The sequence below is a fragment of the Shewanella sp. SR1 genome, assembly GCF_020447145.1.
In the GTDB taxonomy this organism is placed as follows: domain Bacteria; phylum Pseudomonadota; class Gammaproteobacteria; order Enterobacterales; family Shewanellaceae; genus Shewanella; species Shewanella baltica.
Genome location: NZ_JAJAEF010000022.1, coordinates 24,673 through 49,749 on the forward strand (window position 1 = coordinate 24,673; position 25,077 = coordinate 49,749).

At 45.6% G+C, this 25,077-nt stretch carries 22 protein-coding genes; 12 read left to right on the forward strand and 10 right to left on the reverse strand.

Translation table 11 applies throughout. From position 1 onward, the window contains the following. Nucleotides 1-4: 4 nt before the first annotated feature. Entirely contained in the window at nucleotides 5-451 is a 447-nt protein-coding gene (locus tag KV201_RS17525) for an MOSC domain-containing protein (protein WP_226060059.1), read from the forward strand. A 261-nt stretch (nucleotides 452-712) separates the two neighbouring features. Further along, complete coding sequence (locus KV201_RS17530; protein ID WP_226060060.1) at nucleotides 713-3,901, forward strand: amidohydrolase family protein; 3,189 nt, start codon at nucleotides 713-715, stop codon at nucleotides 3,899-3,901. Between the two features lie 196 nt (nucleotides 3,902-4,097). On the opposite strand, the gene KV201_RS17535 is transcribed toward KV201_RS17530, so the two are convergent. Further along, complete coding sequence (locus KV201_RS17535) at nucleotides 4,098-4,700, reverse strand: DNA-3-methyladenine glycosylase I (RefSeq protein ID WP_226060061.1); 603 nt, start codon at nucleotides 4,698-4,700, stop codon at nucleotides 4,098-4,100. Nucleotides 4,701-4,817: 117 nt separating this feature from the next. Here KV201_RS17535 and glyQ point away from each other — a divergent pair, with 117 nt between their 5' ends. After that, nucleotides 4,818-5,723, forward strand: a complete 906-nt coding sequence (gene glyQ / locus KV201_RS17540; protein ID WP_006083814.1) for a glycine--tRNA ligase subunit alpha — start codon at nucleotides 4,818-4,820, stop codon at nucleotides 5,721-5,723. A 10-nt stretch (nucleotides 5,724-5,733) separates the two neighbouring features. Further along, on the forward strand, nucleotides 5,734-7,803 hold the full coding sequence (gene glyS, locus KV201_RS17545) for a glycine--tRNA ligase subunit beta (protein ID WP_226060062.1): 2,070 nt from the start codon (nucleotides 5,734-5,736) through the stop codon (nucleotides 7,801-7,803). Nucleotides 7,804-7,890: 87 nt separating this feature from the next. Here glyS and KV201_RS17550 read toward each other — a convergent pair whose 3' ends face one another. Next, complete coding sequence (locus KV201_RS17550) at nucleotides 7,891-8,931, reverse strand: HDOD domain-containing protein (protein ID WP_006084779.1); 1,041 nt, start codon at nucleotides 8,929-8,931, stop codon at nucleotides 7,891-7,893. Nucleotides 8,932-9,263: 332 nt separating this feature from the next. On the opposite strand from KV201_RS17550, the gene KV201_RS17555 reads away from it, so the two are divergent. Further along, nucleotides 9,264-10,184 carry a biotin-dependent carboxyltransferase family protein gene (locus tag KV201_RS17555; protein WP_226060063.1) on the forward strand — a complete coding sequence of 307 codons (921 nt, stop codon included), beginning with the start codon at nucleotides 9,264-9,266 and terminating at the stop codon, nucleotides 10,182-10,184. Between the two features lie 90 nt (nucleotides 10,185-10,274). Here the strand turns inward: KV201_RS17555 and KV201_RS17560 are convergent, their stop codons facing one another. The 4 genes from KV201_RS17560 to KV201_RS17575 are packed head-to-tail and all read right to left on the reverse strand — an operon-like array spanning nucleotide 10,275 to nucleotide 12,520. After that, on the reverse strand, nucleotides 10,275-10,610 hold the full coding sequence (locus KV201_RS17560) for a c-type cytochrome (RefSeq protein ID WP_226060064.1): 336 nt from the start codon (nucleotides 10,608-10,610) through the stop codon (nucleotides 10,275-10,277). Continuing rightward, nucleotides 10,607-10,990 (reverse strand): cytochrome C, encoded by a 384-nt coding sequence (locus tag KV201_RS17565; protein ID WP_226060065.1) that lies wholly within the window; start codon nucleotides 10,988-10,990, stop codon nucleotides 10,607-10,609. Before KV201_RS17565 ends, KV201_RS17560 begins: the two co-directional genes overlap by 4 nt. Further along, on the reverse strand, nucleotides 10,990-12,216 hold the full coding sequence (locus KV201_RS17570) for a sulfite oxidase (RefSeq protein WP_226060066.1): 1,227 nt from the start codon (nucleotides 12,214-12,216) through the stop codon (nucleotides 10,990-10,992). The genes KV201_RS17565 and KV201_RS17570 overlap by 1 nt, the downstream gene beginning before the upstream one ends. A gap of 1 nt (nucleotide 12,217) precedes the next feature. Then, the gene (locus KV201_RS17575; protein WP_226060067.1) at nucleotides 12,218-12,520 is read right to left on the reverse strand and encodes a cytochrome C; all 303 of its coding nucleotides are present in this window, start codon (nucleotides 12,518-12,520) and stop codon (nucleotides 12,218-12,220) included. A gap of 240 nt (nucleotides 12,521-12,760) precedes the next feature. Between KV201_RS17575 and KV201_RS17580 the strand changes: the two genes are divergently transcribed. Then, nucleotides 12,761-13,423, forward strand: a complete 663-nt coding sequence (locus tag KV201_RS17580) for a glutathione S-transferase family protein (RefSeq protein WP_226060068.1) — start codon at nucleotides 12,761-12,763, stop codon at nucleotides 13,421-13,423. A gap of 85 nt (nucleotides 13,424-13,508) precedes the next feature. Here the strand turns inward: KV201_RS17580 and gyrB are convergent, their stop codons facing one another. The 4 genes from gyrB to dnaA all read right to left on the reverse strand — a co-directional run bounded on the left by gyrB (nucleotide 13,509) and on the right by dnaA (nucleotide 19,735). Next, nucleotides 13,509-15,926: a DNA topoisomerase (ATP-hydrolyzing) subunit B gene (gene gyrB, locus KV201_RS17585; protein ID WP_226060069.1), complete on the reverse strand. Its 2,418-nt coding sequence runs from the start codon at nucleotides 15,924-15,926 to the stop codon at nucleotides 13,509-13,511. A gap of 16 nt (nucleotides 15,927-15,942) precedes the next feature. Next, on the reverse strand, nucleotides 15,943-17,025 hold the full coding sequence (recF, locus tag KV201_RS17590; RefSeq protein ID WP_011845334.1) for a DNA replication/repair protein RecF: 1,083 nt from the start codon (nucleotides 17,023-17,025) through the stop codon (nucleotides 15,943-15,945). Nucleotides 17,026-17,226: 201 nt separating this feature from the next. Next, on the reverse strand, nucleotides 17,227-18,327 hold the full coding sequence (gene dnaN, locus KV201_RS17595) for a DNA polymerase III subunit beta (RefSeq protein ID WP_006083825.1): 1,101 nt from the start codon (nucleotides 18,325-18,327) through the stop codon (nucleotides 17,227-17,229). Between the two features lie 19 nt (nucleotides 18,328-18,346). Continuing rightward, complete coding sequence (gene dnaA, locus KV201_RS17600; protein WP_006083826.1) at nucleotides 18,347-19,735, reverse strand: chromosomal replication initiator protein DnaA; 1,389 nt, start codon at nucleotides 19,733-19,735, stop codon at nucleotides 18,347-18,349. 446 nt (nucleotides 19,736-20,181) lie between these two features. Between dnaA and rpmH the strand changes: the two genes are divergently transcribed. From rpmH to mioC, 6 genes are all read left to right on the forward strand, one after another. Then, nucleotides 20,182-20,319: a 50S ribosomal protein L34 gene (rpmH, locus tag KV201_RS17605; RefSeq protein ID WP_006083827.1), complete on the forward strand. Its 138-nt coding sequence runs from the start codon at nucleotides 20,182-20,184 to the stop codon at nucleotides 20,317-20,319. Nucleotides 20,320-20,334: 15 nt separating this feature from the next. Then, complete coding sequence (gene rnpA / locus KV201_RS17610) at nucleotides 20,335-20,691, forward strand: ribonuclease P protein component (RefSeq protein ID WP_006083828.1); 357 nt, start codon at nucleotides 20,335-20,337, stop codon at nucleotides 20,689-20,691. After that, complete coding sequence (gene yidD, locus KV201_RS17615; RefSeq protein WP_006083829.1) at nucleotides 20,658-20,912, forward strand: membrane protein insertion efficiency factor YidD; 255 nt, start codon at nucleotides 20,658-20,660, stop codon at nucleotides 20,910-20,912. The genes rnpA and yidD overlap by 34 nt, the downstream gene beginning before the upstream one ends. Before the next feature lie 3 nt (nucleotides 20,913-20,915). Further along, entirely contained in the window at nucleotides 20,916-22,541 is a 1,626-nt protein-coding gene (yidC, locus tag KV201_RS17620) for a membrane protein insertase YidC (RefSeq protein WP_226060070.1), read from the forward strand. A gap of 127 nt (nucleotides 22,542-22,668) precedes the next feature. Then, on the forward strand, nucleotides 22,669-24,030 hold the full coding sequence (mnmE, locus tag KV201_RS17625) for a tRNA uridine-5-carboxymethylaminomethyl(34) synthesis GTPase MnmE (RefSeq protein ID WP_012588973.1): 1,362 nt from the start codon (nucleotides 22,669-22,671) through the stop codon (nucleotides 24,028-24,030). A 266-nt stretch (nucleotides 24,031-24,296) separates the two neighbouring features. After that, nucleotides 24,297-24,737 (forward strand): FMN-binding protein MioC, encoded by a 441-nt coding sequence (gene mioC / locus KV201_RS17630; RefSeq protein WP_006083832.1) that lies wholly within the window; start codon nucleotides 24,297-24,299, stop codon nucleotides 24,735-24,737. Nucleotides 24,738-25,077 lie beyond the last annotated feature (340 nt).

The following is a 25,077-nucleotide window of genomic DNA, read 5'->3' on the forward strand; positions in this document are numbered from 1 at the left end:
AACTATGCCAAAACTGCTGGCGATTGCCTATAAAACTGTAAAACGCGGCCCAATGAATGAAGTTCTCTGTGCCAATGTCACCCAACTCAGTGGCGTAGAGAAAGATGTGTTTGGTCGCCCAGGCAAACGCCAAGTCACTGTGCTTTCTAAAATTCAGTGGCAACAGGCCTGCCATAGTATCGAGGCAGATTTACCTTGGACGACTCGCAGAGCAAATCTGCTCGTTGATGATCTCGTATTTAGCAGTGCCGATGTTGGTAAACATTTACAGATCGGTGATTTGCGACTCGAAATAACGGGTGAAACCGACCCCTGTAAAAAAATGGAAATAGCACATGTCGGTTTAGAAGCCGCGCTCACGCCAGATTGGCGAGGTGGTGTAACCTGCCGAGTATTAAATGATGCCATGATCCACTTAGGTGATGAGATCACTCTGGTTAATCCAAGCTAATTTTATTCCCAGCTAGTCGACCACTCTTAGTTAATTATCCATACTCCTCAGTAAATAGAACCAAGTGACTTGGTTCTATTTCTGCTGCGCCAGCTCTCATTCCATATAGCCATACTTATCCCTCGCTCGGTCATCAATTGAAACAGTATTTACGTGTTCCTTCTTATCTATTTATGCGATAACTAGACTGAGTATTAACAAAAGTTCATCTTAATATTAATACCACTCAAGCAGTCCATAAGAACGATAACAGGAAGTGACATGTTGAAATCTAAACTTACTCCGCTTTATATCGCCCTCGCTCTAGGGATGAATACCCTCGCCGTTAACGCAGCAGAAACGAAGGAGGCCGAATGGAATGTTAACGCTCCAGCAAATGCTCCCTTAGAGCAAGTCAAAATTGATGTTAATGAAGGTACTTGGATGAACCTTAGTGTCAGTCCAGATGGCAAGCATGTCGTCTTCGACTTACTCGGCGACATTTATCAAATCCCTGTATCAGGCGGTGAAGCTAAGCCATTAGCCCAAGGTATTGCTTGGCAGATGCAGCCCGTCTATAGCCCAGATGGTAAACATATCGCATTTACCTCGGATGGCGATGGCGGCGACAACATTTGGATCATGGATGCCGATGGCAGCAATCCACGAACTGTCACCCAAGAAACATTCAGGCTGCTAAACAGTCCCGCTTGGAGCCCTGACTCTCAGTATCTTGTTGCACGTAAGCATTTTACCGCCAGCCGCAGTTTAGGTGCGGGTGAATTGTGGCTATACCACGTAGCGGGCGGCGAAGGCGTCAAACTAACTGAACGCCCAAATGATCAGAAAGATTTAGGCGAACCCGCGTACTCGCCCGATGGCCGTTATATCTACTTTAGCCAAGATGATACGCCAGGCAAAACATTCCACTATTCAAAGGACTCAGTTAACGGTATCTACAAAATCAAACGTTATGATACCCAAACCGGTGACATTGAAATTTTGATTGAAGGTACCGGTGGTGCAATTCGACCAACACCAAGTCCTGATGGCACTAAGCTCGCCTATATAAAGCGCGATGATTTTAATTCGTCACTCTACCTGCTCGACCTCAAGTCTGGTGAAACCACTAAACTGTTTGGCGAACTAGACCGTGATATGCAAGAGACTTGGGCGATTCATGGCGTCTACCCGACAATGGCGTGGACTCAAGATAACAAGGATATTTTCTTCTGGGCGAAGGGAAAAATTAACCGCCTGAATGTTGCCAGCAAAACACTCACAGATATCCCCTTTAGCGTAAAAACTGAGTTAGCAGTACAACCCTCAGTGCGCTTTAAGCAAGATATAGATAAAGATGTTTTCGATGTCAAAATGCTACGTATGGCGCAGGTCTCTCCCGATGGCAGTAAAGTGGCCTTCGAAGCGCTGGGTAAGATTTGGTTAAAATCATTACCCGATGGAAAAATGTCGCGCTTAACTGAACTCAATAATGGAATTGAAGAACTGTATCCACAATGGTCCCGCGATGGCAAAAATATTGTTTTCACTACTTGGAATGACCAAGAACAAGGAACAGTGCAAGTCATTAGTGCCAAAGGTGGCAAACCTAAGCAGCTAACATCTGAACCAGGAAAGTACGTAGAACCCACCTTTTCACCCGATGGTGAACTTGTGGTGTATCGTAAAACCCAAGGCGGTAACCTCACACCAAGAACTTGGTCGCAGGAGCCTGGACTATATAAAGTCGATATCAAAGGCAAACAAAATAAGAAAATCAGTGCCGATGCCTACCAAGCTCAATTCGGTGCCAATGCCGATCGTGTCTTTTTTATGAATAGCGGCGAAGATGAAACGCCACAGTTATCATCTATCAACTTAGATGGCTTCGATAAGCGAGTTCATTACAGTAGTAAACATGCGACTGAATTTAGGGTTTCACCCGATGGTGAGCAACTCGCCTTCGCTGAACGCTTTAAGGTTTGGGTGACTCCTTTTGCTAAACACGGTGAAACCGTTGAGATTGGCCCCAATGCCAACAATTTACCCGTAAGTCAATTGAGTGTCCGTGCGGGTGAAAGTATCAGTTGGAACAGTAAAAGCAACCAACTGTATTGGACGCTTGGCCCTGAACTTTATCAAGCCAAGGTTGATACTCAATATCTTAATAAAGAAGAAAAGGCTCATCCAAGTATTATCAATTTAGGCTTTACCGAAAAGGCCGATGTTCCACGTGGAACAATCGCCTTCATCGGTGGCAAAGTGATTACAATGGAAAATGACCAAGTCATCAATAATGGCGTGGTCATAGTCAAAGACAATCATATTGTGGCCGTAGGTGATGCCAATATCGCGATTCCAAAAGATGCACAGATCATCGACATCAAAGGAAAATCGATCATGCCAGGGCTATTCGATGCCCACGCCCATGGACCGCAAGCAGATGATGAAATTGTGCCACAACAGAACTGGGCGCTGTATTCTGGCCTTTCCTTGGGTGTCACCACTATTCACGATCCCTCGAATGACACGACAGAAATTTTTGCAGCTTCTGAACAGCAAAAAGCAGGACACATAGTTGGCCCACGTATTTTCTCTACTGGTACCATATTGTATGGTGCCAATGCGCCTGGCTACACATCGCACATAGACTCCCTCGATGATGCCAAGTTTCATCTTGAACGTCTGAAAAAAGTCGGGGCGTTTAGCGTAAAAAGCTACAACCAACCGCGACGCAATCAGCGGCAGCAAGTCATCGCTGCTGCTCGTGAACTCGAAATGATGGTCGTGCCTGAGGGTGGCAGTTTGCTGCAACACAATCTCACTATGGTCGCCGATGGCCATACAACGGTTGAGCACTCTCTACCAGTGGCAGCGATTTATAACGACATCAAACAATTCTGGAGCCAAACTAAAGTCGGTTACACCCCAACCTTAGTGGTCGCCTATGGCGGTATTTCAGGCGAAAACTACTGGTACGACAAAACCGATGTGTGGGCGCATCCACGCCTGTCAATGTATGTCCCCGCCGATATATTACAGGCGAGATCAATGCGACGCCCGCATGCTCCAGATGGCCACTATAATCATTTCAATGTTGCAAAAGTCGCTAACGAGCTCAATAAGTTAGGAGTCCACCCAAATATTGGCGCCCACGGTCAGCGTGAAGGTTTAGCGGCACATTGGGAAATGTGGATGTTCGCCCAAGGCGGCATGAGCAATATGGAGGTATTGAAAACGGCCACCATTAATCCGGCGACGACCTTTGGTATGGAACAACAGCTAGGCTCGATTAAAGCAGGTAAGCTCGCAGACTTAATCGTTATTGATGGTGATCCATTAACCGACATACGCGTCACAGATAAAGTCACTTATACCATGGTCAACGGTAAGCTTTTTAATGCTGAGACGATGAATGAGCTTAATGGGGATAAGGAAAAACGTAAGCCATTTTTCTTTGAGAAAATCTAAACTCTATCCTCAAGGCTAGAATGGGAGAGTTGCTTTCCTGTTTTAATTATTTGGTTTAACCAGATATCACCAATGAAGATAAAAGCATGTTCCACGTGGAACATGCTTTTTTACATTTTGTGCATTGTTTATTGTGCATATGGACAAGAACTCGAATATTGCTATGAGTACTGTCCTACATCAGCAAGATGAGCGATTACTGATGTTCGCAGTTATGCTGACTGGCACAGGAATCAACACAGGCCTGATAGGAAATACACTCTACAAGGTGGTCATTCACCATACCCACCGCCTGCATAAAGGCATAACAAATTGTTGGGCCGACGAAATTAAATCCAAGCTTCTTTAACGCTTTTGACATGGCTTCAGATTCTGGCGTTTGTGCTGGAACCTGCGACATAGCAGTAAACTGATTCACTATGGGCTTACCCCCAACAAAGCTCCATAAGAATGCAGAGAAATCCTTCCCATCGGCAGTATAGGCCAAATATCCTTTGGCATTCTTGATGATAGAGTTCACCTTCAAGCGATTGCGCACTATGCCGGGATTCAACATAAGTTCCTCCACTTTCGCCTCATCAAAGCCAGCAATCACTTCTGGTTCAAAATTGGCAAAGGCCTGCTCATAGTTTTGTTGTTTCTTCAGGATCGTAATCCACGATAATCCGGCCTGTTGACCATCTAAACACAACTTAGCAAACAGCTCCTTAGGATCATAAACCGGCCGCCCCCACACTTTGTCATGATACTCACGATACAAGGGATCATCACTTACCCAGCCACAACGGATCTCTTCCATGGTATATAACCTTATTGTTTTAATTAAGAAGGTAAAAAATAACCTACATAAGCAGATATCTACAAGGTATAATCGAACCCATTTTCTATTCAGGCTGACGGCAGTAGACAAGTAGACATGACGACAAAACACGACGTAAAAACATTTCAGGGTTTCATTCTTACCCTGCAGGAATATTGGGCACAGCAAGGCTGTGCAATCGTTCAACCTCTAGATATGGAAGTCGGCGCTGGAACATTCCACCCACAAACTTTCCTACGTTCTTTAGGGCCAGAACCTATGAGCAGTGCCTATGTGCAGCCATCGCGCCGCCCTACGGACGGTCGTTACGGTGAAAACCCTAACCGTCTGCAGCACTACTACCAATTCCAAGTCGTGTTGAAGCCTTCACCTGACAATATTCAAGAGCTGTATTTAGGCTCACTGCAAGCGCTTGGTATCGATACTCAAATCCACGATATCCGCTTTGTAGAAGATAACTGGGAATCACCAACACTAGGTGCTTGGGGCTTAGGCTGGGAAATCTGGCTAAACGGTATGGAAGTAACTCAGTTTACTTACTTCCAACAGGTTGGCGGCATCGAATGCAGCCCAGTCACAGGTGAAATCACCTATGGCCTAGAACGTCTGGCTATGTATATCCAAGGTGTTGATAGCGTTTATGATCTCGTTTGGACCGATGGTCCACTGGGTCGCATCACCTATGGCGATGTGTTCCATCAAAACGAAGTCGAGCAATCGACCTATAACTTCGAACACGCCGATGTGGACTTTATGTTCACCCTGTTCGATCAGTGCGAAAAAATGTGTCAGCATTTATTGTCACTGGAAAAACCTTTACCTCTGCCCGCTTACGAGCAAGTGATGAAAGCCTCGCACGCCTTCAACTTACTCGATGCCCGCCATGCCATTTCAGTGACCGAGCGCCAACGCTACATCTTACGCGTTCGCACTATGGCGAAAGCGGTCGCTGAATCTTATTATCAGGCACGCGAAGCGCTTGGCTTCCCAATGTGTAAGTAGAGGTAAAAACATGAATTTTGAAAACTTACTCATAGAGTTAGGCACAGAAGAGTTACCACCTAAGTCACTGCGTAAACTGGCTGAATCCTTTTTAGCTAACTTTACCGAAGAACTCAGCAAAGCCGATTTAGCATTTAGCTCTGCCGTTTGGTACGCAGCGCCACGTCGTCTGGCGATTAACGTCACTGAACTTGCCCTTGCACAAGCCGACAAAGTGGTTGAAAAACGCGGCCCCGCCGTGAGTTCAGCCTTCGATGCTGAAGGCAAACCGACTAAAGCCGCCGAAGGTTGGGCACGTGGGAATGGTATTACTGTTGAACAAGCCGAACGTTTAGTGACAGATAAAGGCGAATGGTTAGTCCATAACGCTAAAGTTGAAGGCGTCGAAACGAAAAGTTTGATCGCTGCTATGGCTCAACGTGCACTCGATAAATTACCCATTCCTAAGCCAATGCGTTGGGGTAATAATAAAACCCAATTTATTCGCCCTGTGCACACCGCGACTATGTTGTTAGGCAGTGAGTTGATTGAAGGGGAATTGCTGGGTATCAAATCGGCACGCACTGTTCGCGGTCATCGCTTTATGGGACTCAAGCAGTTTGAATTAACCCATGCTGATCACTACCTTGCCGACCTGAAAGAAAAAGGCAAAGTCATCGCCGATTACGAAAGCCGTAAAGCATTGATCAAAGCCGATGCCGAAAAAGCCGCCGCTAAGATTGGTGGTACAGCCGATATCGAAGATAGCCTACTTGAAGAAGTCGCCTCTTTGGTTGAATGGCCAGTGGTATTGACCGCCAGCTTCGAAGAAAAATTCTTAAGTGTACCGTCTGAAGCTTTGGTCTACACCATGAAGGGCGATCAAAAATACTTCCCAGTCTTTGATGACGCGGGCAAGTTACTGCCAAACTTTATCTTTGTGACCAACATAGAATCTAAAGATCCTGCGCAAATTATCTCTGGTAACGAGAAAGTCGTTCGTCCACGTCTTGCCGACGCCGAATTCTTCTTTAATACCGATAAAAAACACACGCTGGAATCACGCTTACCTAGCTTAGAAACAGTCTTGTTCCAACAGCAGCTGGGTACATTAAAAGACAAAGTAAATCGTATCTCTGCCCTAGCCGCCTTTATTGCCGAGCAAACTGGCGCGAATGCGGTTGATGCAGCCCGTGCAGGTTTGTTATCTAAAACCGATTTGATGACCAATATGGTGATGGAATTTACTGATACTCAAGGCACTATGGGCATGCATTACGCCCGCCTCGATGGTGAAACCGAAGCCGTTGCAGTTGCGATGGAAGAACAATACAAGCCTAAGTTCTCTGGCGATACAGTGCCAAGTGCTGGCGTATCTTGCGCTGTCGCATTAGCAGATAAGCTCGATACTTTAGTCGGTATCTTTGGTATTGGCCAAGCGCCTAAAGGCGCAGCCGATCCCTTTGCCCTACGCCGCGCAGCAATTGGCGTGCTACGTATTATCGTTGAGAACAAACTGCCACTGGATTTAGTAACCCTGATTGCTAAGGCTCAGGAACTCCACGGTACTAACTTAAGCAACGCAAACGCAGCAGAGGAAGTGCTTGAATTCTTAATGGCTCGTTTCCGTGCTTGGTATCAAGATAAAGGTATTGGTGTTGATGTGATCTTAGCCGTGCTAGCACGTCGCCCAACACGCCCAGCTGATTTTGATAGCCGTATCAATGCGGTATCACACTTTAGAAGCCTAGAAGCTTCTAGCGCACTTGCGGCAGCGAACAAACGTGTATCGAACATTCTGGCTAAGGTTGAAGGTGCTTTACCGACAACGATCAATGCGAGTCTGTTAACCGAAGCCGCAGAACAAGCATTAGCGGCCAAGTTGAACGAGCTGCAACCACTGCTGGCACCTTTGTTTGCCAATGCCGATTACCAACAAGCCTTAACCTTGTTAGCTGGCCTACGTGAAAGCGTGGATCAGTTCTTCGAAGATGTGATGGTAATGGCCGATGATGAAGCTTTGAAAAACAATCGTTTAGCATTGTTGAATAATCTACGTGAGCAGTTCCTGCACGTCGCGGATATATCACTACTGCAATAACGATACTAACGTTTTTTAAATTATCGCTTTATAAAAAACGCGCTAAATAGCGCGTTTTTTATTGTCCTGATTTCATAAGCTGCCCAATCAGAACTGCGTCAGTTTTTGATGTAAGCCATCAAATTGAGTTTGATCTAAGTTAACTTGCTGCAGTAAATTCGCCAATATTTCAGGAGACAATTGCCCTGCTTGATGCAGCATAGAAATCTCGCTGATCACATTCGCCCGCCATACCACCGCGGCGAGCCCAGCTTGAGGGCGCGAGTTCACACTGGCGAGCTTGTCTAATTCTGTTTCAAAGGTATTGGGTAGCTGCCAATACTTAGCGAGCAATGAACTTAAGGTTAACGATTTCGTCGTCATCACTTGTCTAAATAACCCAGAATTAGGCTGTTCTCCAGGCTCCGCCTGCACAAACGCATCGAGTAGCATTTTGAAAATGGCTAGCTTGCCGACATCATGCAGTAAACCCAATAAAAAAGCCGTATCTTGATCTTCATCGCTTAACTCACTGGCGAGAAAGGCAACCTGCATCGAATGGCGCCAAATTTCAGCGCCGAAACGACGAAAATAAATTGGCTTAATATCCAACATTTCACGCACTAGACAAGTGGTAACAAACTTTCTCAACTGTTCACGACCAAGCTGTACCAAAGCCTGCTGCAAACTGGTGATATCCCTATCGCTACGTTTAAACGCAGGGGAATTACATAGCTTAAGTACCTCAATACTCAGTAAAGGATCTCGCTCAATAAGCGCTAATAGATCCTTAATATCAAACTGAGGATCGGCCAGCTTACGATCTAGCTCCAATACCTTTGACGGCAGCTTTAGCACTTTTTCGGCGATCACTTGTGGCGATGCCAAGGCCTGCTCTATCTCCGCCATGACTCGACGTTCAAGATTATTAGCTACACCGCCAGTGTCCTTAACCCGTGTCGGAAACAACAAACTATAAAAGAGTGCGGCTAAATCCACAGATACCACACTAATGTCTTCGAGAGGTTTAGCTGGCTTTCGCGCAGGTTCAAGCGACTTACCTAAGTCAGTTGTTGAAAAACTTTTGGGTCTCTCAACCGTCGCTGTATCGCGAATATTAAAGAGCTTATTAAAAAGTGATTTAATCAAGAAGCATCAACCTTCATTATAAATAATTGTTAAAAAGTCAGTTAAATATTGCCCATCATAAATCCATTTTGATCCGCTAAAGCTATATATAAACACGTTGCAGACATGCTAATGGCTTGCTTAAGTGTAACATATTCAATTCATTTCTGACGTCTACAATCCCGCTATTGCTGCCTTTATAAAGACAATCTTGGTTACAACTTGAAACCTCAAAAAACTTACATTCCGGCATCATTTAGCTGACAATATGTCCACCCTTCATAAAGTGATACGTATTTCGTCTCCCTTTAAGTCATTCACGACATACTCGCCAGCTAACGACGGAATATTTGATGATCGAGGTAATAAAAGCGGGTGCACTAACCACAGTTCAAGATCTCGGACGCATGGGATACCGACATTTAGGTGTAACCCAAGCTGGCGCCTTAGATAGACCTGCCCTGTGTTTAGCAAACCGCCTATTATCAAACCCAGATAACACACCCGTATTAGAATTGACCTTCGGCCAATCGATTTTTTTGTTTAAACGCGACGCTTGGATTGCCTTAACCGGTGCCGATTTCGATGCTCGTATAGACAATAAGCCCATAGTTTGCGGCTGGCGTTACTCCATTAAGGCAGGGCAAAAACTCAGTCTTAGAGGGGGAAATAAAGGCATGCGTGCTTATATTGCCGTTGATGGCGGCGTTAAAGTACCGCTAGTGATGAATTCTGCCGCTACCGATTTAACCTCAGGTATAGGTGGATTTCATGGCCGCGCATTAGAAGCGGGCGATCGCCTGACCTTAGGTTTAGCTCATCCACTAAGAAGGCAAGTTGGCGCAATTCAAAAAAGTTGGGATGGGCATATTCGCGCACTCGCGACCAAGCACACTCAAGCCTTCTCGTTGAAATCTCAGCAAACATTCTGGCAAACACAGTGGCAACTTTCAGCTGAAAGTGATCGTGCGAGTGCAATACTCAAAGGTGATACGTTAACATTGGCGAAGCCATTCCCAGTACAATCACACACAGTCACGCCCGGAGTGGTTCAAGTCTCCGCTTCAGGGCAACCACTCGTGTTACTTGCCGATGCGCAGACCACCAGCAGTCATCCGCAAATAGCCTTGATTATTGAAGCCGATCTTTGGAAGCTTGCCCAAACTCGCCCAGGGCAAACAGTTAAATTCGAATTAGTCGACGATGAACAAGCCGCAACGGCGCAAGCAGAATGGCATGACTACTTCTATCGCTTACAGCGTAGCCTAGGTTAACGAACCGCTTCATCATCGCGGCCAAGAAACTCACCCCCGCATTCCTAGCAAGCCGCATTCGACTTAATTTAAATAGCCACCGTAATAATGCTAATTCGCACTTAGGTTCGGTGTAACTTGCTGGCTATAAAATAGTGCCACATCTTGCAATTGCTCAGAGCTTAACGCGCTGACCTGTGCTTGCATCAAAGGATCGAGTCGTAAACCTACTTTAAAATCGACGAGCTGTTTATTGAGATAAGCGATTTTCTGTCCCTTCAAGTTTGGGAATTGCTTGGCCATAGCGATCACTGCATTACCATGACACGACTCACACTGAGCCGTAGCCAACGCCAGACCACGTTCACTATCTGCTTGATAAACCGCTCCAAAGACCTCTGCGGATAAGCCACATAAGGCAATAAAGCTTATGATAAGAGCTTTCATTCAGTTTCCTTAGAGACAGAATTAACGAGCGGAGGCTGCAGGCGAGGTTCTAAGGGAAGACGCCTAAAAAGCGCCATATCCATTTCAACTTGGCCATAATAAGTGCTTAGATAACTCAAGGTTGGCTCCCAAGTATCCGACAAGTCCCACAGGCCTTGAGTGTCTACCATCCACTGCAGAGTCTCTTTCCAAAAGGCTTTATCGCCATGATTTTGCACGACTATCATGCTGGTATGGCAAGCATTACACTGATAATTCACTAACTCCCAGCCAGGAGCCATGATCAAACCCGATTTAGGGTCCACTGGATACTCAGCGGCTAGCGAAATACTGGATGCCACTAGCCCAAGAAAAATAAATAGCTTGTTCAGTACTCTCATTAGACCACTCTAACGGCAATACGATGGCAACCATTAAACATATATCCCTTAGGATTCCATTGCGGTTGTACGACAGGCTGACTATCACCATCACTATCGGTCGCTTTGGCCCAGATTTCATAATATCCCTGAGACGGTAATTGCAATTCAATCTTCCACTGCTGCCATGCCGCTACGTTTTTAGGTTTTTCTAACTCAGCGGTAAACCAGCGGGTTCCATAGTCATAACTCACTTCCACTTTAACGACTTCCCGCAATCCCGCCCAAGCATGGCCTGCGATGGCTATCTTCTGACCCACAGCTAATTCGGTTCCGGATTGAGGCTCGGTAATCAAGGACTTCACTATCATTTCTTCAATGATTCGGTAGTCCTTATTGTCAACGGACTCACCTGGCGCTATGGGATACTTAGGGAGTTGATATGCTGGCGCTTCCATTTTATGTCCATCATGCACTTTATTGCGCACACTGATCCCCGTCGCGGCTTTTTGCGAAACGGATCCCGGCCGGCCACCAAACACAATACGCAAGGGATATCCATGTAGATAAGGAATGCCCTCACCGTTCATCGACCATGCAATGAGTCCAAGCTCTTCGAGCGCCGCCTTTATTGGCACACCGCGTGAAATAGCCTCACCTTTACCGCTCAAATGCCGATCAACACCGTGATGACCCGTGTAAATAGCATCGGCTTTAATACCGCAATCCTTAAGCACGTCGCTCACCAAGACACCCGTCCACTCGGAGCAAAATACCCCAGCATTATTCCATTGATTGCCTTTCGTACTAGGAAAGAAGCCTGAACGGCTATTGCCACCACATTCAATCAGTAACTGTAATGTGTAATGCTTAAAGCGGCGCTTTAGCTCATCGATTGTGTAGGTTTTCGGGGTAGCAACGGACTCGCCATCCACTTTAAAAGTCCAAGTCTTAGCATCAAGCGCCTTAAAATCAGGCACTATGCCATTCCAACGGATAAATGAGGCATCTGCTGGCGTCACAGCAGGAGCAAGTTTATGCTCCGGTGGAAACGCATTCAGTGGATGAGTGTTTAATACTTTGAAATAACTCGGCAACTCCTCTGCCTTAGTCCAAGTTAATGCTGATATATCCAGAGGAGTGACGGCTGCGGGAAGCAGATCGGCAAATACCCACTTAACGGGTAAAGCTGATAACACAGACGTCGCTACCGCTCCTTTAATAAAAATCCGACGATTAAGATCCATGTTATTTGCCCTTTCCGAGGTAAAAGTAATCCGCCATCTGCTGCATATCAGCCTCGCTCAACAATTGGGCGACTTTAGTCATAGTGGGATCTTGGCGATTTCCCGTCTTAAAGGCTCGAAGCTGCTTCAACAGGTAATCCGAGTTTTGCCATCCAATGTTAGGAATATGCTCAAAACGACTCACGCCAGACTCGCCATGGCAGGCCTTACACATGTTCAATAACTTATTAGCCTCATCGGCGTTTACCACAGCTGGTAACATTAATATCAGCACGCTCGCCGGATAGATCACTCGCAGCCACATCCACAGTTCTCATCAGTTAGTCTTCATCCCGACGAGTTCCATCGAACGAAGTAATTAAGATATGCTTAAATTATCCCAATGCGGTGAGTGGTTTAAATTCAATAAAAGTGATTCGAAAGCTCAAGAGAAATGACGCGTATTAGCGGATGTAGAAAGGGTAAAATATTCATTAGTCATAGGTGAAATGAGCCCATATAGTAGCTTTGCAGAAACACTCGGCATTTCACTCAAGGACAAACAATGGATCTTTATATTGGCAATAAAAACTACTCTAGCTGGTCACTGCGGGCTTGGTTAATGGCCGCGAAATCTGGCGTGCAGTTCAACGAAGTATTACTGCAACTCGATACCGACAGCTTTTATCAGCAACTAAAAATCATTTCGCCGACGTTAAAAGTACCGACATTAGTCGATGGCGATATCACGGTATGGGATTCACTCTCGATTTGCGAATACCTCAACGACACCTATCTTGCCGGTAGTGCATGGCCGCAAGATCCTAAACAAAAAGCCAAGGCTAGATCGATTGCCAGTGAAATGCATTCTGGCTTTAATGCCGTGCGTAACGCTCTACCAATGAACATACGCGCGAGCCGTTATGTTGAGCTCACTGATGCGGTCCGCAAAGACATTGAGCGCATCGATGCGATTTGGTCAGCACAAATGGCCGAGTTCGCCCCATCACATGCGGAAGGTACTTGGTTATTTGGCCAATGGTCGATTGCCGACATGATGTTTGCGCCTGTGGTCATGCGCTTTCTCACCTACGGTGTTGAAGTCTCGCAGGCAAGCAGTGCCTATATGCAGCATGTGATCAGCTGTCCGGAAATGCAGGCGTGGATGAGTGCGGCTAAAGCTGAGACTGAAATTGTTGCAGCTGATGAAGCGGGTATTGATCGATAGAAGAGATAAATCATAGAAATAAAAAAGGGAAAGCCTTGGCTTTCCCTTAATCATTCACGTACTAACACGCATTGCGCATCTAGCACTACACGTCTAAGTTAGCCACGTTCAATGCGTTCGCTTCGATAAACTCACGGCGAGGTTCAACTTGATCACCCATCAAACAAGTGAACAACTGATCGGCACCCACGGCGTCATCAATCGTGACTTGCAACATACGACGTGATTCAGGATCCATTGTAGTTTCCCACAATTGCTCAGGGTTCATCTCACCCAATCCTTTATAACGTTGAATGTATAAGCCGCGTTTGGCTTCAGAAATCGTCCAATCTAGCGCTTCAAGGAAGCTACCGACTTCTTTAACACGTTCGCCGCGTTGTACATAGCCGCCTTCTTCAATCATGCCATCTAACGCCGCACCTAACTTACCGATACGTTGATAGTCGCTTGATTGGAAGAAGTCATAAGTAAACAGATAGTTAGTATCGATACCGTGTTTACGAATGGTGATCTTAGGCAGATACACTTTACGCTCAGGATCGAGAATCGGCTCAGCAGAATACAGTACGCCGCTGCTTTCCATTTCCACCAGCTCATGGATAAAGGCATCGATCCACTCTTTCATCTTGCCTTCATCGGCCAACATCTCGTTGGTGATCATTGGGTGGTAAAGCATACGGTTAGTAATATGCGTTGGATAGCGCTGCTCTAAACGAGCAACAATGGCTTCCACTTCACGATACTGAGTCACTAAACGCTCTAACGGCTCACCTGACATACCAATCGCACCTTGCGTTGGGTACACAACAGTGCCATCCAATGCTTGAGTCGTGAGATATTGAGTCAATGCTGGCTCGTCTTTCAAATACTGTTCTTGCTTGCCCTTTTTCACTTTAAATAGTGGTGGCTGAGCAATATACACATAACCACGTTCAATCAATTCAGGCATTTGACGGAAGAAGAAGGTCAACAGCAAAGTACGAATGTGCGAGCCGTCGACGTCAGCATCCGTCATGATGATGATGTTGTGATAACGAGTTTTATCTGGGTTATATTCGTCGCGACCAATACCACAGCCGAGTGCGGTGATCAGTGTGGCCACTTCTTGAGAAGACAACATCTTATCGAAGCGGGCTTTCTCAACGTTTAGAATTTTACCTTTCAGTGGCAGAATCGCTTGGTTCTTACGGTTACGTCCCTGCTTAGCGCTACCGCCAGCAGAGTCACCTTCCACTATGTAAATTTCTGAAAGACCGGGATCTTTTTCTTGGCAATCGGCCAGCTTACCTGGCAAACCACCTAAATCGAGTGCGCCTTTACGACGGGTCATTTCACGGGCTTTACGCGCCGCTTCACGGGCACGGGCTGCATCGACAATCTTACCGACAATCAACTTAGCATCGGCTGGGTTTTCCAGCAGATAATCGTTCAGCTTCTCACCCATGGTTTGTTCAACCGCGGTTTTCACTTCACTAGAAACCAGTTTGTCTTTGGTTTGCGAGCTGAACTTAGGATCAGGCACTTTAACAGAGATAACGGCAGTCAAACCTTCACGGGCATCGTCGCCAGTCGCGCTAGTTTTGCCTTTCTTGTTATAGCCTTCGTTTTCCATGTAGCTGTTGAGGTTACGTGTCAACGCACTACGGAAACCGACTAAGTGAGTACCACCATCACGCTGTGGAATGTTGTTGGTAAAACAGAAAATATTTTCTTGATAACCGTCATTCCACTGCATAGCCACTTCAACGGTAATACCATCTTCACGCTCTTGCATAAAGTGGAATACGTCTTTGTTGACGGGGGTTTTATTACGGTTCAAATAATCTACGAATGCGCTAATACCGCCTTCGTATTTAAAGAATTCATTCTTGTTGTCACGTTCATCAACCAGACGAATACCTACGCCTGAGTTAAGGAATGACAGTTCGCGCACGCGCTTTGCCAAAATTTCAAAGTGAAACTCAACATCGCTAAAGGTATCTTCACTTGGCCAAAAACGGATTTCGGTACCGGTTTTAGTCGCATCACCAATCTCTTTGATTGGCGCATCAGGCACACCGTGAGTATAAAACTGCTCGTACACTTTGCCTGCACGACGAATAGTCATTTGCAGCTTTTTAGATAAAGCGTTTACAACCGATACACCCACACCGTGGAGACCGCCAGACACTTTATAGGAGTTATCGTCGAACTTACCGCCGGCATGCAATACCGTCATGATAACTTCTGCTGCCGATACGCCTTCTTCCTCATGGATAGAGACCGGAATACCACGGCCGTCATCCTTAACAGAAACCGAACCATCGACATGGATAGTAATGGTAATATCGCTGCAGTGGCCGGCTAAGGCTTCATCGATAGAGTTATCGACTACTTCGAACACCATATGATGTAGACCCGTACCGTCGTCGGTGTCACCAATATACATCCCAGGTCTCTTACGTACTGCATCAAGGCCCTTAAGGACCTTAATACTCGAAGAATCGTAACTATTCTCTGACATATTATTCTCTCAATGGTTATTCAATTACCGTTACACGTCCCTGTTCCACATGAAACATCCTACTGGGAGGCGTGTGTAACGAATCGACTATTGCAGCAGGATCGATGGCGGTCACAAAAACTTGTGCTCCGGTATCCGTTAACTGCTTAAGCAATAGCTGCCTATGCTGTGCATCCAACTCGGACGGAAGATCATCCACAAGATAAATACTGTGTTTATCTATTTGTTGTTTGAGCAACTTTCCCTGTGCAATACGCAGTGCACAGACTAATAATTTTAATTGACCACGGGACAGGGCATCCTGCGCCGGCAAAGTGCCTACACGAAGTCTAAGGTCAGCTTTATGGGGACCGCTGACGGTATGACCTGTGGCCAAATCTCTGGAATATTGGTTTTCGAGTAGTTCTGCAAAATCCGTTTTACTATCCCAGCCGCGGGTAAATGAAACCTTCACATCTACACTCGGTAAAAACTCCCCGATTATACCCTTAAGTAGCTCATTTAACGAGTCTACATAATGGTTTCGTATTTCAGTAACCTGCTCGGCATAACGCACAAATTCTTGGTCCCAAAATTGAATATTACTGTAGGCCGAGCCATTCCTAAGCAATTGATTTCTTTGCTTAAGAACGCGGCGAACATTCGTCCAAGCACCATAAAACTGTGGGTCAGCATGAAATGCGCCCCAATCGATAAATTGTCGGCGGGATTTTGGGCCTTCAAACAGTAAAGAAAAGCTTTCAGGCGTGATCACTTGAATAGGTAAGGTTTCAGCTAATGTCGACAGACGTTTGACTTTTTCGCCGTCGATTCTCACTTCGGTCTCACCACTACGAAATCGGCGCAAACCGATTTTGCTGTCACCGCGCGCTAAATTTAAGGTCGCAAAGAGTGTTAACTTATCGTCGTCGTTATTAATCACTCGTTGGGATAAATGGCTGCGAAACGAACGTCCCATACCGAGGAAATAAATCGCCTCAAGAATACTGGTTTTGCCGCTGCCATTTTGGCCATAAATCAAGTTAATCCCAGGTGCGGGGATTAACTGTGCGGACTGAATGTTGCGAAACGCTTCGATATTGAGACGGGTCAGGCTCATGCATTACTCATTAAGCCGCGTAAACGGCGAAGGCAAGGATTCATAGCACTTAACAGGCAACTCAATCGCTGCCACAGGCTAAGGCTATCGGTAAATGAGTGAAGGAATGGCCAATGCTGCGTATTAAACACTATGCCGCCGTTAAGCGGCATAGACATCGAAGACAGAGGTACAAACACGGGAAACGTAAAAATCGATGGTTTATAAGCGCATCGGCATAACCACATACATGGAATCTTCTTCCAAATGGTTTTCGATTAAGGCGCTGGAGTTACCATCAATGAGCGTGATACGCACATCATCGGACTTAAGGTTGTTGAGCACGTCGAGTAAATAACTGACGTTAAAACCAATTTCTAAGGCTTGGTTGTTGTATTCCACATCGATGATCTCTTCCGCTTCTTCCTGTTCAGGATTGTTAGCGGTGATCTTAAGCAGACCATTTTCGAGTTGAATACGCACACCACGGAATTTTTCGTTCGATAAAATCGATGCGCGGGTCAGCGCTTGCTTCAGGTGATTACGACTCGCAATCACAATTTTATCACCGCCCTTTGGCAATACACGGCGATAATCAGGGAAGCGGCCATCGACTAATTTACTGGTAAATACAGTGTTAGCCGTAGTGGCACGAATGGCATTATCACCAATGGCAATCGCGATATCGAGATCGTCCGACTCCAATAAACGCGCCATTTCCATTACGCCTTTGCGTGGAACAATGACTTGTTTTTCAGGTAATTGTGCTTCAATCGTGCGGTGACTTAAGGCTAAACGGTGGCCGTCGGTCGCAATAGCGCGCAACACATTACCTTCAGTTTCAAACAATAAACCGTTGAGGTAATAACGCACATCTTGGTTAGCCATAGAAAATTGCGTTGAGTCGATAATCGACTTCAACACGCCCTGCTTCAAGCTAAATTCAATCTCAGCTTGGAAGGCTTCAACGTTGGGATATTCTTCTGCGGGCAGAGTAGCTAAGGAAAAACGGCTACGGCCTGAACGCAGCAACCATTTGTTATCTTGTTGTTCGACTTTCAGTTCGCTTTGTTCTGGCAAAGACTTAACAATATCGAGCAGCTTTTTAGCCGGAACCGTAGTACGACCTTCTTCGATATCACCGTGAACCACAACTTGGCCCACGAGTTCGACTTCTAAATCTGTTCCGGTCAGCTTAAGTGAGTGACCACTCACTTCTACAAGGAGGTTAGACAAAATGGGCAAATTATGGCGTCTTTCTACCGCACCACACACCAATTGCAACGGCTTTAATAGGGCATCCCTATCAATTGAGAATTTCATAGTGTCCAAATTCCTTGTTTTAAGAAGATAAGGTTCTAATCAAATTAGCATAATCTTCTTTAATGTCGTGGCTCTCTTCCCGTAGCTGAGCAATCTTACGACAGGCATGCAACACTGTGGTGTGATCTCGACCACCAAAAGCATCACCAATTTCCGGCAAGCTTTGGTTAGTTAATTCTTTGGATAACGCCATTGCCACTTGTCTAGGCCGCGCGACACTGCGTGAACGGCGCTTAGACAACATATCAGCCATCTTGATCTTGTAGTATTCAGCTACGGTTTTCTGAATATTGTCTATAGTGACTAATTTTTCTTGAAGTGCCAAGAGGTCACGTAAAGCTTCACGAACAAAATCAATGGTAATTGGGCGGCCAGTGAAGTTAGCATTCGCAATAACGCGGTTTAACGCCCCTTCTAGCTCACGCACGTTTGAACGTAAACGTTTAGCAATAAAGAAAGCCACTTCATCGGGCAAGTTAATGCCACTCTCTTGGGCTTTACGCATCAAAATCGCCACGCGGGTTTCTAACTCTGGTGGCTCAATCGCCACAGTTAAACCCCAACCAAAACGCGATTTCAATCTGTCTTCAACACCGTCGATCTCTTTTGGATAACGATCTGAAGTCAAAATAATTTGGTGATTACCCTCAAGCAAGGCGTTGAAGGTATGGAAGAATTCTTCTTGGGATCTGTCTTTATTGGCAAAAAATTGAATATCATCGATAAACAAAGCATCGACGCTACGGTAGTAACGTTTAAATTCTTCGATCGCATTGTTTTGCAGCGCTTTAACCATGTCTTGGACAAAACGCTCGGAATGCATGTAAACCACTTTGGCATTCGGATTATTTTTAATGATCCCGTTACCGACAGCGTGCAACAAGTGAGTCTTACCTAGACCTGTTCCGCCATATAAGAATAATGGGTTATAAGCACCACCTGGATTTTCAGCCACTTGCAACGCCGCAGCCTTACCTAATTGGTTCGACTTACCTTCTACGAAGTTATCAAACTGGTAGCTAGGATTGATGTTACTGCGGTGATTCGCGTTCGCCATCGGCTCGGCTTGGACGTTAAACGTCGTGCCTACTGTCGCTTTAGTTTGGGTATTTGCTACACGAGTTGGCGCTATAGGTGCTGGCACACTTGGCTTTTTCGCCGAAGGACGACTACCAATATCGAAACGCAATTTAGGTGCATCGCTGCCCATCTGCTCAGTAAAGAACTGATTAATGATATTGATGTACTTATCTCTGACCCAATCAAGCACGAAGCGGTTGGGCGCATAAAGCACCAGAGTATCTCCATCCATTTCGGCTTGTAACGGTCTGATCCACATACTGAACTGCTGAGCAGAAAGCTCATCTTGCAATCGTCCGATACATTGTTGCCAAAGTGAAACAGCCACTTAGTTATCCCCAAAAGATCATCAAAAAAGAGGTGTATTCTATAGCGAGATCTCAAGGATCGCTATCCTTAAAAAATATTTATCCCCAGCGAGATCATTCTGTGTGGATATCCTCGATCATCAAAGATCTAAAACGATCCTTTTATTCTGCACTATCCGCAAATCCTGCTTTATTAAGCGATCCACATTGATCTATAATGGCGCCCCTTCGATCGGCTCGAAGATCCCCTGCACTACTATATGTAGTGTCCGTACACAGAGTTATCCACATCTTATGGTGTATTCTGGGGATTGATCAAAGGATACGCTGGCAGAAATAAAGCACTTACTTACTTTCGTTGTTGACGTGACTAAGTATTGTGATTACAATTCGGCCTCTTTTTTGCCCTTACCTCTATCCTAGAGATAAGGATATGTTCACTAATTAACAAAGACGGATTGCCATCATGAGTAAACGTACTTTTCAACCTAGCAACCTGAAGCGCAAGCGTTCTCACGGCTTCCGCGCTCGTATGGCTACTGTAGGCGGCCGTAAGGTGCTTGCACGTCGTCGTGCGAAAGGTCGCGCTCGTTTATCTGCTTAATAAGTGGGTAACTAGTTGACTAGCTATACCTTTTCGCGGGAGTTACGTTTGTTAACTCCCGCGCAATTTAAATCTGTATTTTCCAATCCCATCAAAGCATCTTCTGCTGAAATTACCTTGCTCGCTATTCCTAACACGGAACAACATCCGCGTATGGGCCTTACTGTTGCCAAACGCTTTGTAAAACGCGCCAATCAACGTAACCGTATTAAGCGTGTGATCAGAGATAGTTTTCGCTTAAATCAACACGACATTCCTCATCTTGATATTGTTGTGCTTGTCAGAAATGGCGTGATGGAAATGGAAAACGCTGAAATCAACAAATTGATAGAAAAGCTATGGCGCAAACTCAGTCGCCGCTACAATGGCTAGCGACCACGTTAATTCGTGGCTATCAAGTATTCATAAGCCCTATACTGGGCCCTCGATGCCGTTTCAATCCCACCTGCTCTCACTACGCTATTGAAGCAATAAAAGTGCATGGAACCGCGAAAGGTTGTTGGTTTGCATTGAAACGCATATTAAAATGTCACCCTTTACATCCCGGCGGTAGTGATCCCGTCCCCCCTAAAAATGACAGGTGTAATAAATAGGCTATGGAATCTCAACGCAATATATTGCTCATAGGACTACTGTTTGTCAGCTTTTTGCTGTGGCAACAGTGGCAAGCAGACAAAGCTCCTAAACCAGTTGCAACCGAATCGTCCTTAGTGGCGAACGCGGCAAACTCACACAGTGCCGATGTTCCAGAAGCTGATACAGGTGTTCCTGCAGCAGTGACAGCAACCAGCAAACTGATTACCGTGAAAACCGACCAGTTGGATGTTCAAATTAATCCAATCGGTGGCGACATTGTTTTTGCTGCGTTAGTTTCACACAAGATGGAACAGGATAAAGATCAACCCTTCGTGTTGCTTGAGCAAACGAAAGATTTCACTTATATAGCCCAGAGCGGTCTTATAGGTCGCGATGGTATCGACAGTAGCGCCAAAGGCCGTGCCGCATTTAGCACTGCAGCGACTGAATATACCTTAGCTGAAGGTAAAGACACTTTAGAAGTGCCGTTAACTTATGTAGCCGACAATGGCGTGACATACACTAAAGTGTTTGTATTCCATCGCGGTAAGTTCAACGTCGATGTTGACTATAAAATCAACAACACTTCAGCGGCTCCGCTGCAAGTTCAGATGTACGGTCAAATTAAACAAACGATTAAACCGTCTGAAAGCAGCATGGTTATGCCTACCTACCGTGGTGGCGCATTCTCTACGCAAGATGTGCGTTATGAGAAATACAAATTTGATGACATGGCGAAAAGCAACCTGAACCAAGCGACGTTGGGCGGTTGGGCTGCCATGCTACAACATTACTTTGTTTCAGCTTGGATCCCACCGGCTACCGACAGCAACACAATTTTCTCTAGTGTCAGTGCGGGCGGTTTAGCCAATATTGGTTTCCGCGGCGCGGTATATGATATTGCACCAGGTGCGACTCAAGAAATTAGCTCACAGTTCTACGTTGGTCCTAAGGATCAAAAAGCACTGTCAGCCATCTCTGATACCTTAAACCTAGTGGTCGATTACGGCTTCCTATGGTGGTTAGCTGTACCTATTCACTGGCTATTGATGTTCTATCAGTCATTCGTCGGTAACTGGGGTATGGCTATTATTCTGATCACCTTAACCGTTCGTGGTTTACTGTTCCCGCTGACAAAAGCGCAGTACACCTCAATGGCGAAGATGCGTAACCTGCAACCTAAACTGACTGACTTGAAAGAACGCTTTGGTGATGACCGTCAAAAGATGGGCCAGGCCATGATGGAACTGTATAAGAAAGAAAAAGTTAACCCTATGGGTGGCTGTTTACCTATTATTTTACAGATGCCAATCTTCATTGCCTTGTACTGGGTATTGTTAGAAAGTTTCGAATTACGTCACGCACCCTTTATGTTGTGGATCCACGATTTATCGGTACAAGATCCTTACTACATATTACCTTTGCTGATGGGCGTATCTATGTTTGTGATGCAGAAGATGCAACCTATTGCACCGACTATGGACCCAATGCAAGTGAAAATGATGCAGTGGATGCCAGTGATCTTTACCGTATTCTTCCTCTGGTTCCCAGCGGGTCTAGTACTGTACTGGTTAGTAGGTAACATAGTTGCTATCACGCAACAGAAGATTATTTATGCAGGTCTGGCGAAAAAAGGCTTAAAATAAGCCTAAGATTTGCAAGACTCTAGCGCATCGTTACAGATTAATGTGAACGAATGACACTAAAAGGCGGCTTAATTGGCCGCCTTTTCCTTTACATAATTTAGTAGATATTAGTTTGGTGGGTATTTCCGTGACAACTGACACTATCGTGGCTCAAGCCACCGCGCCCGGACGTGGCGGCGTTGGCATCATTCGAATTTCAGGCGACAAGGCCAGTGATGTCGCTATGGCCGTATTAGGTCATCTTCCTAAAACCCGATATGCCGATTATTGCGATTTTAAAAGTGCATCGGGCCAAGTAATAGACCAAGGCATAGCGCTGTTTTTTAAAGGACCGAATTCCTTTACTGGCGAAGATGTCTTGGAACTTCAAGGCCACGGCGGCCAAATTGTCCTCGACATGCTGATCAAACGTGTAATGGAAGTCGGTGGTATTCGTATAGCAAAACCAGGCGAGTTCAGCGAACAAGCCTTTATGAACGATAAACTCGACTTAACCCAAGCCGAAGCCATTGCCGACCTTATCGATGCCACCAGTGAGCAAGCCGCTAAAAGCGCGCTGCAATCACTACAAGGTGAATTTTCTAAGGAAGTCCACGAGCTGGTGGACCAAGTCACTAACCTGCGTTTATACGTTGAAGCCGCAATTGATTTCCCCGATGAAGAAGTCGACTTTTTAAGTGATGGCAAAATTGCTAATGCACTCTATAAAATCATCGACAAACTTGACCTAGTGCAAGCCAGTGCCAAGCAAGGTTCTATTATTCGTGAAGGGATGAAAGTGGTGATTGCCGGTCGTCCCAATGCCGGAAAATCAAGCTTACTGAATGCGTTAGCGGGTAAAGAGTCGGCCATTGTGACTGAAATTGCCGGTACAACACGCGACGTATTACGTGAACATATCCATTTAGATGGTATGCCGCTGCACATTATTGATACCGCAGGCCTGCGTGATACCACAGATACGGTAGAACAAATTGGCATTGAACGCGCATGGAATGAGATAAATAGCGCCGATCGCGTGCTATTTATGGTGGACGGCACGACAACCGCCGCCGTCGATCCCCATGCGATTTGGCCTGACTTTGTCGATCGCCTGCCCTCCAATTTAGGTGTAACAGTGATCCGTAATAAAGCCGATCTCACGGGCGAAGACTTAATGATGACCGAAGAACAAGGTTATAGCGTCTACCGGATCTCGGCAAAAACAGGCTTAGGTGTTGAAGAATTAAAGCAACACTTGAAGTCACTTATGGGTTATCAGAGTAATCTCGAAGGTGGCTTTATCGCCCGTCGTCGTCACTTAGAAGCCCTTGAATTAGCCGCAGGACACCTGCAATTGGGTAAAGAGCAGTTAGAGGTTTACCTTGCAGGAGAGCTGCTGGCGGAAGAGCTACGTATGTGCCAATTAGCACTATCAGAGATCACTGGCCGCTTCACTTCTGACGATTTACTAGGCAAGATTTTCAGCTCTTTCTGTATCGGGAAGTAATGTTCTCGCCATGTGAACTGCTTTTCTAGCAAAGGCTTGTTGTGCTCAACAAGCCTTTCTTTTAACTAAAACCTCGTATTCTTGCTTATATTCCTCCCTAAACTCCTCTCGCTATACCCGTATAAATCCCAGATTTACACAGCATCTCATAGAGACAAGCCAGGTTTTACCTTATGATGAAGCCGTATTAGCGCCCGAATACAGCCCCAAAAAGGCAGTAAACGAGTGTATTTCAGCGAGATTATCCATAAAAGGTATCGTCATAAATGGCAAAGATTGAAGTAATAGTCGGCACAACATTGGGCAGTGCAGAGTATGTCGCCGACGAAATGATGGCGCAATTAACGGATCAAGGGCACCAAGTTCAAGTGCATTTAACCCCAACTCTGTGTGAAATCGACACCCATGCACTGTGGATTATCGTGTCATCTACCCACGGCGCAGGTGATCTTCCAGATAATATCCAGCCCTTTTTCAATGAAATTACCGAGCAAAAACCGGATCTCAGCCAAGTGAACTTTGCCTTATGTGCAATTGGCGACTCAAGTTACGACACCTTTTGCCAAGGCCCTGAAAAATTAATTTCAGCCATTCAAGACTGCGATGCTAAAGCCTTTGTGGATAAGATCCAGATCGATGTACAGCTTGATCCCGTGCCAGAAGACCCAGCCCTTGCATGGTTAGCACAATGGCAACAGGAGATTTAAGATCGCATATGGGATAAGGTCGCGATCTATGTACAGTTTAGATTCTATTTATCCACAATTTACTTATTTAAAGTATAAACATGTGGATAAGCTATTATTTAGATCTGATCAACCTCTGTACTATTCACACTCCGATCTGCTTAATGATCCACCCTGTGGATAAGTATGCGATCTATCCCCATGTTTAATGGCGTTAGATCGCGATCAGATCACAGGATCAAGATCGCGCTAATTAATGATTTATATACTGAATTTGGGTTATGCACAGAAAAACGCGATCCTAATAGTAAACATAATAAGAAGATCTATATAAAGATCTTAAGATCTATTAGTCCGGATC

Bases quoted from the DNA above. Each gene is read 5' to 3' on its own strand.
- glyS (WP_226060062.1), top strand. From the start codon at position 5,734: ATGAATTTTGAAAACTTACTCATAGAGTTAGGCACAGAAGAGTTACCA.
- KV201_RS17530 (WP_226060060.1), top strand. From the start codon at position 713: ATGTTGAAATCTAAACTTACTCCGCTTTATATCGCCCTCGCTCTAGGG.
- yidC (WP_226060070.1), top strand. From the start codon at position 20,916: ATGGAATCTCAACGCAATATATTGCTCATAGGACTACTGTTTGTCAGC.
- yidD (WP_006083829.1), top strand. From the start codon at position 20,658: ATGGCGCAAACTCAGTCGCCGCTACAATGGCTAGCGACCACGTTAATT.
- KV201_RS17575 (WP_226060067.1), bottom strand. From the start codon at position 12,520: ATGTGGCTGCGAGTGATCTATCCGGCGAGCGTGCTGATATTAATGTTA.
- KV201_RS17535 (WP_226060061.1), bottom strand. From the start codon at position 4,700: ATGGAAGAGATCCGTTGTGGCTGGGTAAGTGATGATCCCTTGTATCGT.
- KV201_RS17570 (WP_226060066.1), bottom strand. From the start codon at position 12,216: ATGGATCTTAATCGTCGGATTTTTATTAAAGGAGCGGTAGCGACGTCT.
- KV201_RS17580 (WP_226060068.1), top strand. From the start codon at position 12,761: ATGGATCTTTATATTGGCAATAAAAACTACTCTAGCTGGTCACTGCGG.
- KV201_RS17525 (WP_226060059.1), top strand. From the start codon at position 5: ATGCCAAAACTGCTGGCGATTGCCTATAAAACTGTAAAACGCGGCCCA.
- recF (WP_011845334.1), bottom strand. From the start codon at position 17,025: ATGAGCCTGACCCGTCTCAATATCGAAGCGTTTCGCAACATTCAGTCC.
- KV201_RS17565 (WP_226060065.1), bottom strand. From the start codon at position 10,990: ATGAGAGTACTGAACAAGCTATTTATTTTTCTTGGGCTAGTGGCATCC.
- rpmH (WP_006083827.1), top strand. From the start codon at position 20,182: ATGAGTAAACGTACTTTTCAACCTAGCAACCTGAAGCGCAAGCGTTCT.
- KV201_RS17555 (WP_226060063.1), top strand. From the start codon at position 9,264: ATGATCGAGGTAATAAAAGCGGGTGCACTAACCACAGTTCAAGATCTC.
- glyQ (WP_006083814.1), top strand. From the start codon at position 4,818: ATGACGACAAAACACGACGTAAAAACATTTCAGGGTTTCATTCTTACC.
- dnaN (WP_006083825.1), bottom strand. From the start codon at position 18,327: ATGAAATTCTCAATTGATAGGGATGCCCTATTAAAGCCGTTGCAATTG.
- KV201_RS17560 (WP_226060064.1), bottom strand. From the start codon at position 10,610: ATGAAAGCTCTTATCATAAGCTTTATTGCCTTATGTGGCTTATCCGCA.
- gyrB (WP_226060069.1), bottom strand. From the start codon at position 15,926: ATGTCAGAGAATAGTTACGATTCTTCGAGTATTAAGGTCCTTAAGGGC.
- mioC (WP_006083832.1), top strand. From the start codon at position 24,297: ATGGCAAAGATTGAAGTAATAGTCGGCACAACATTGGGCAGTGCAGAG.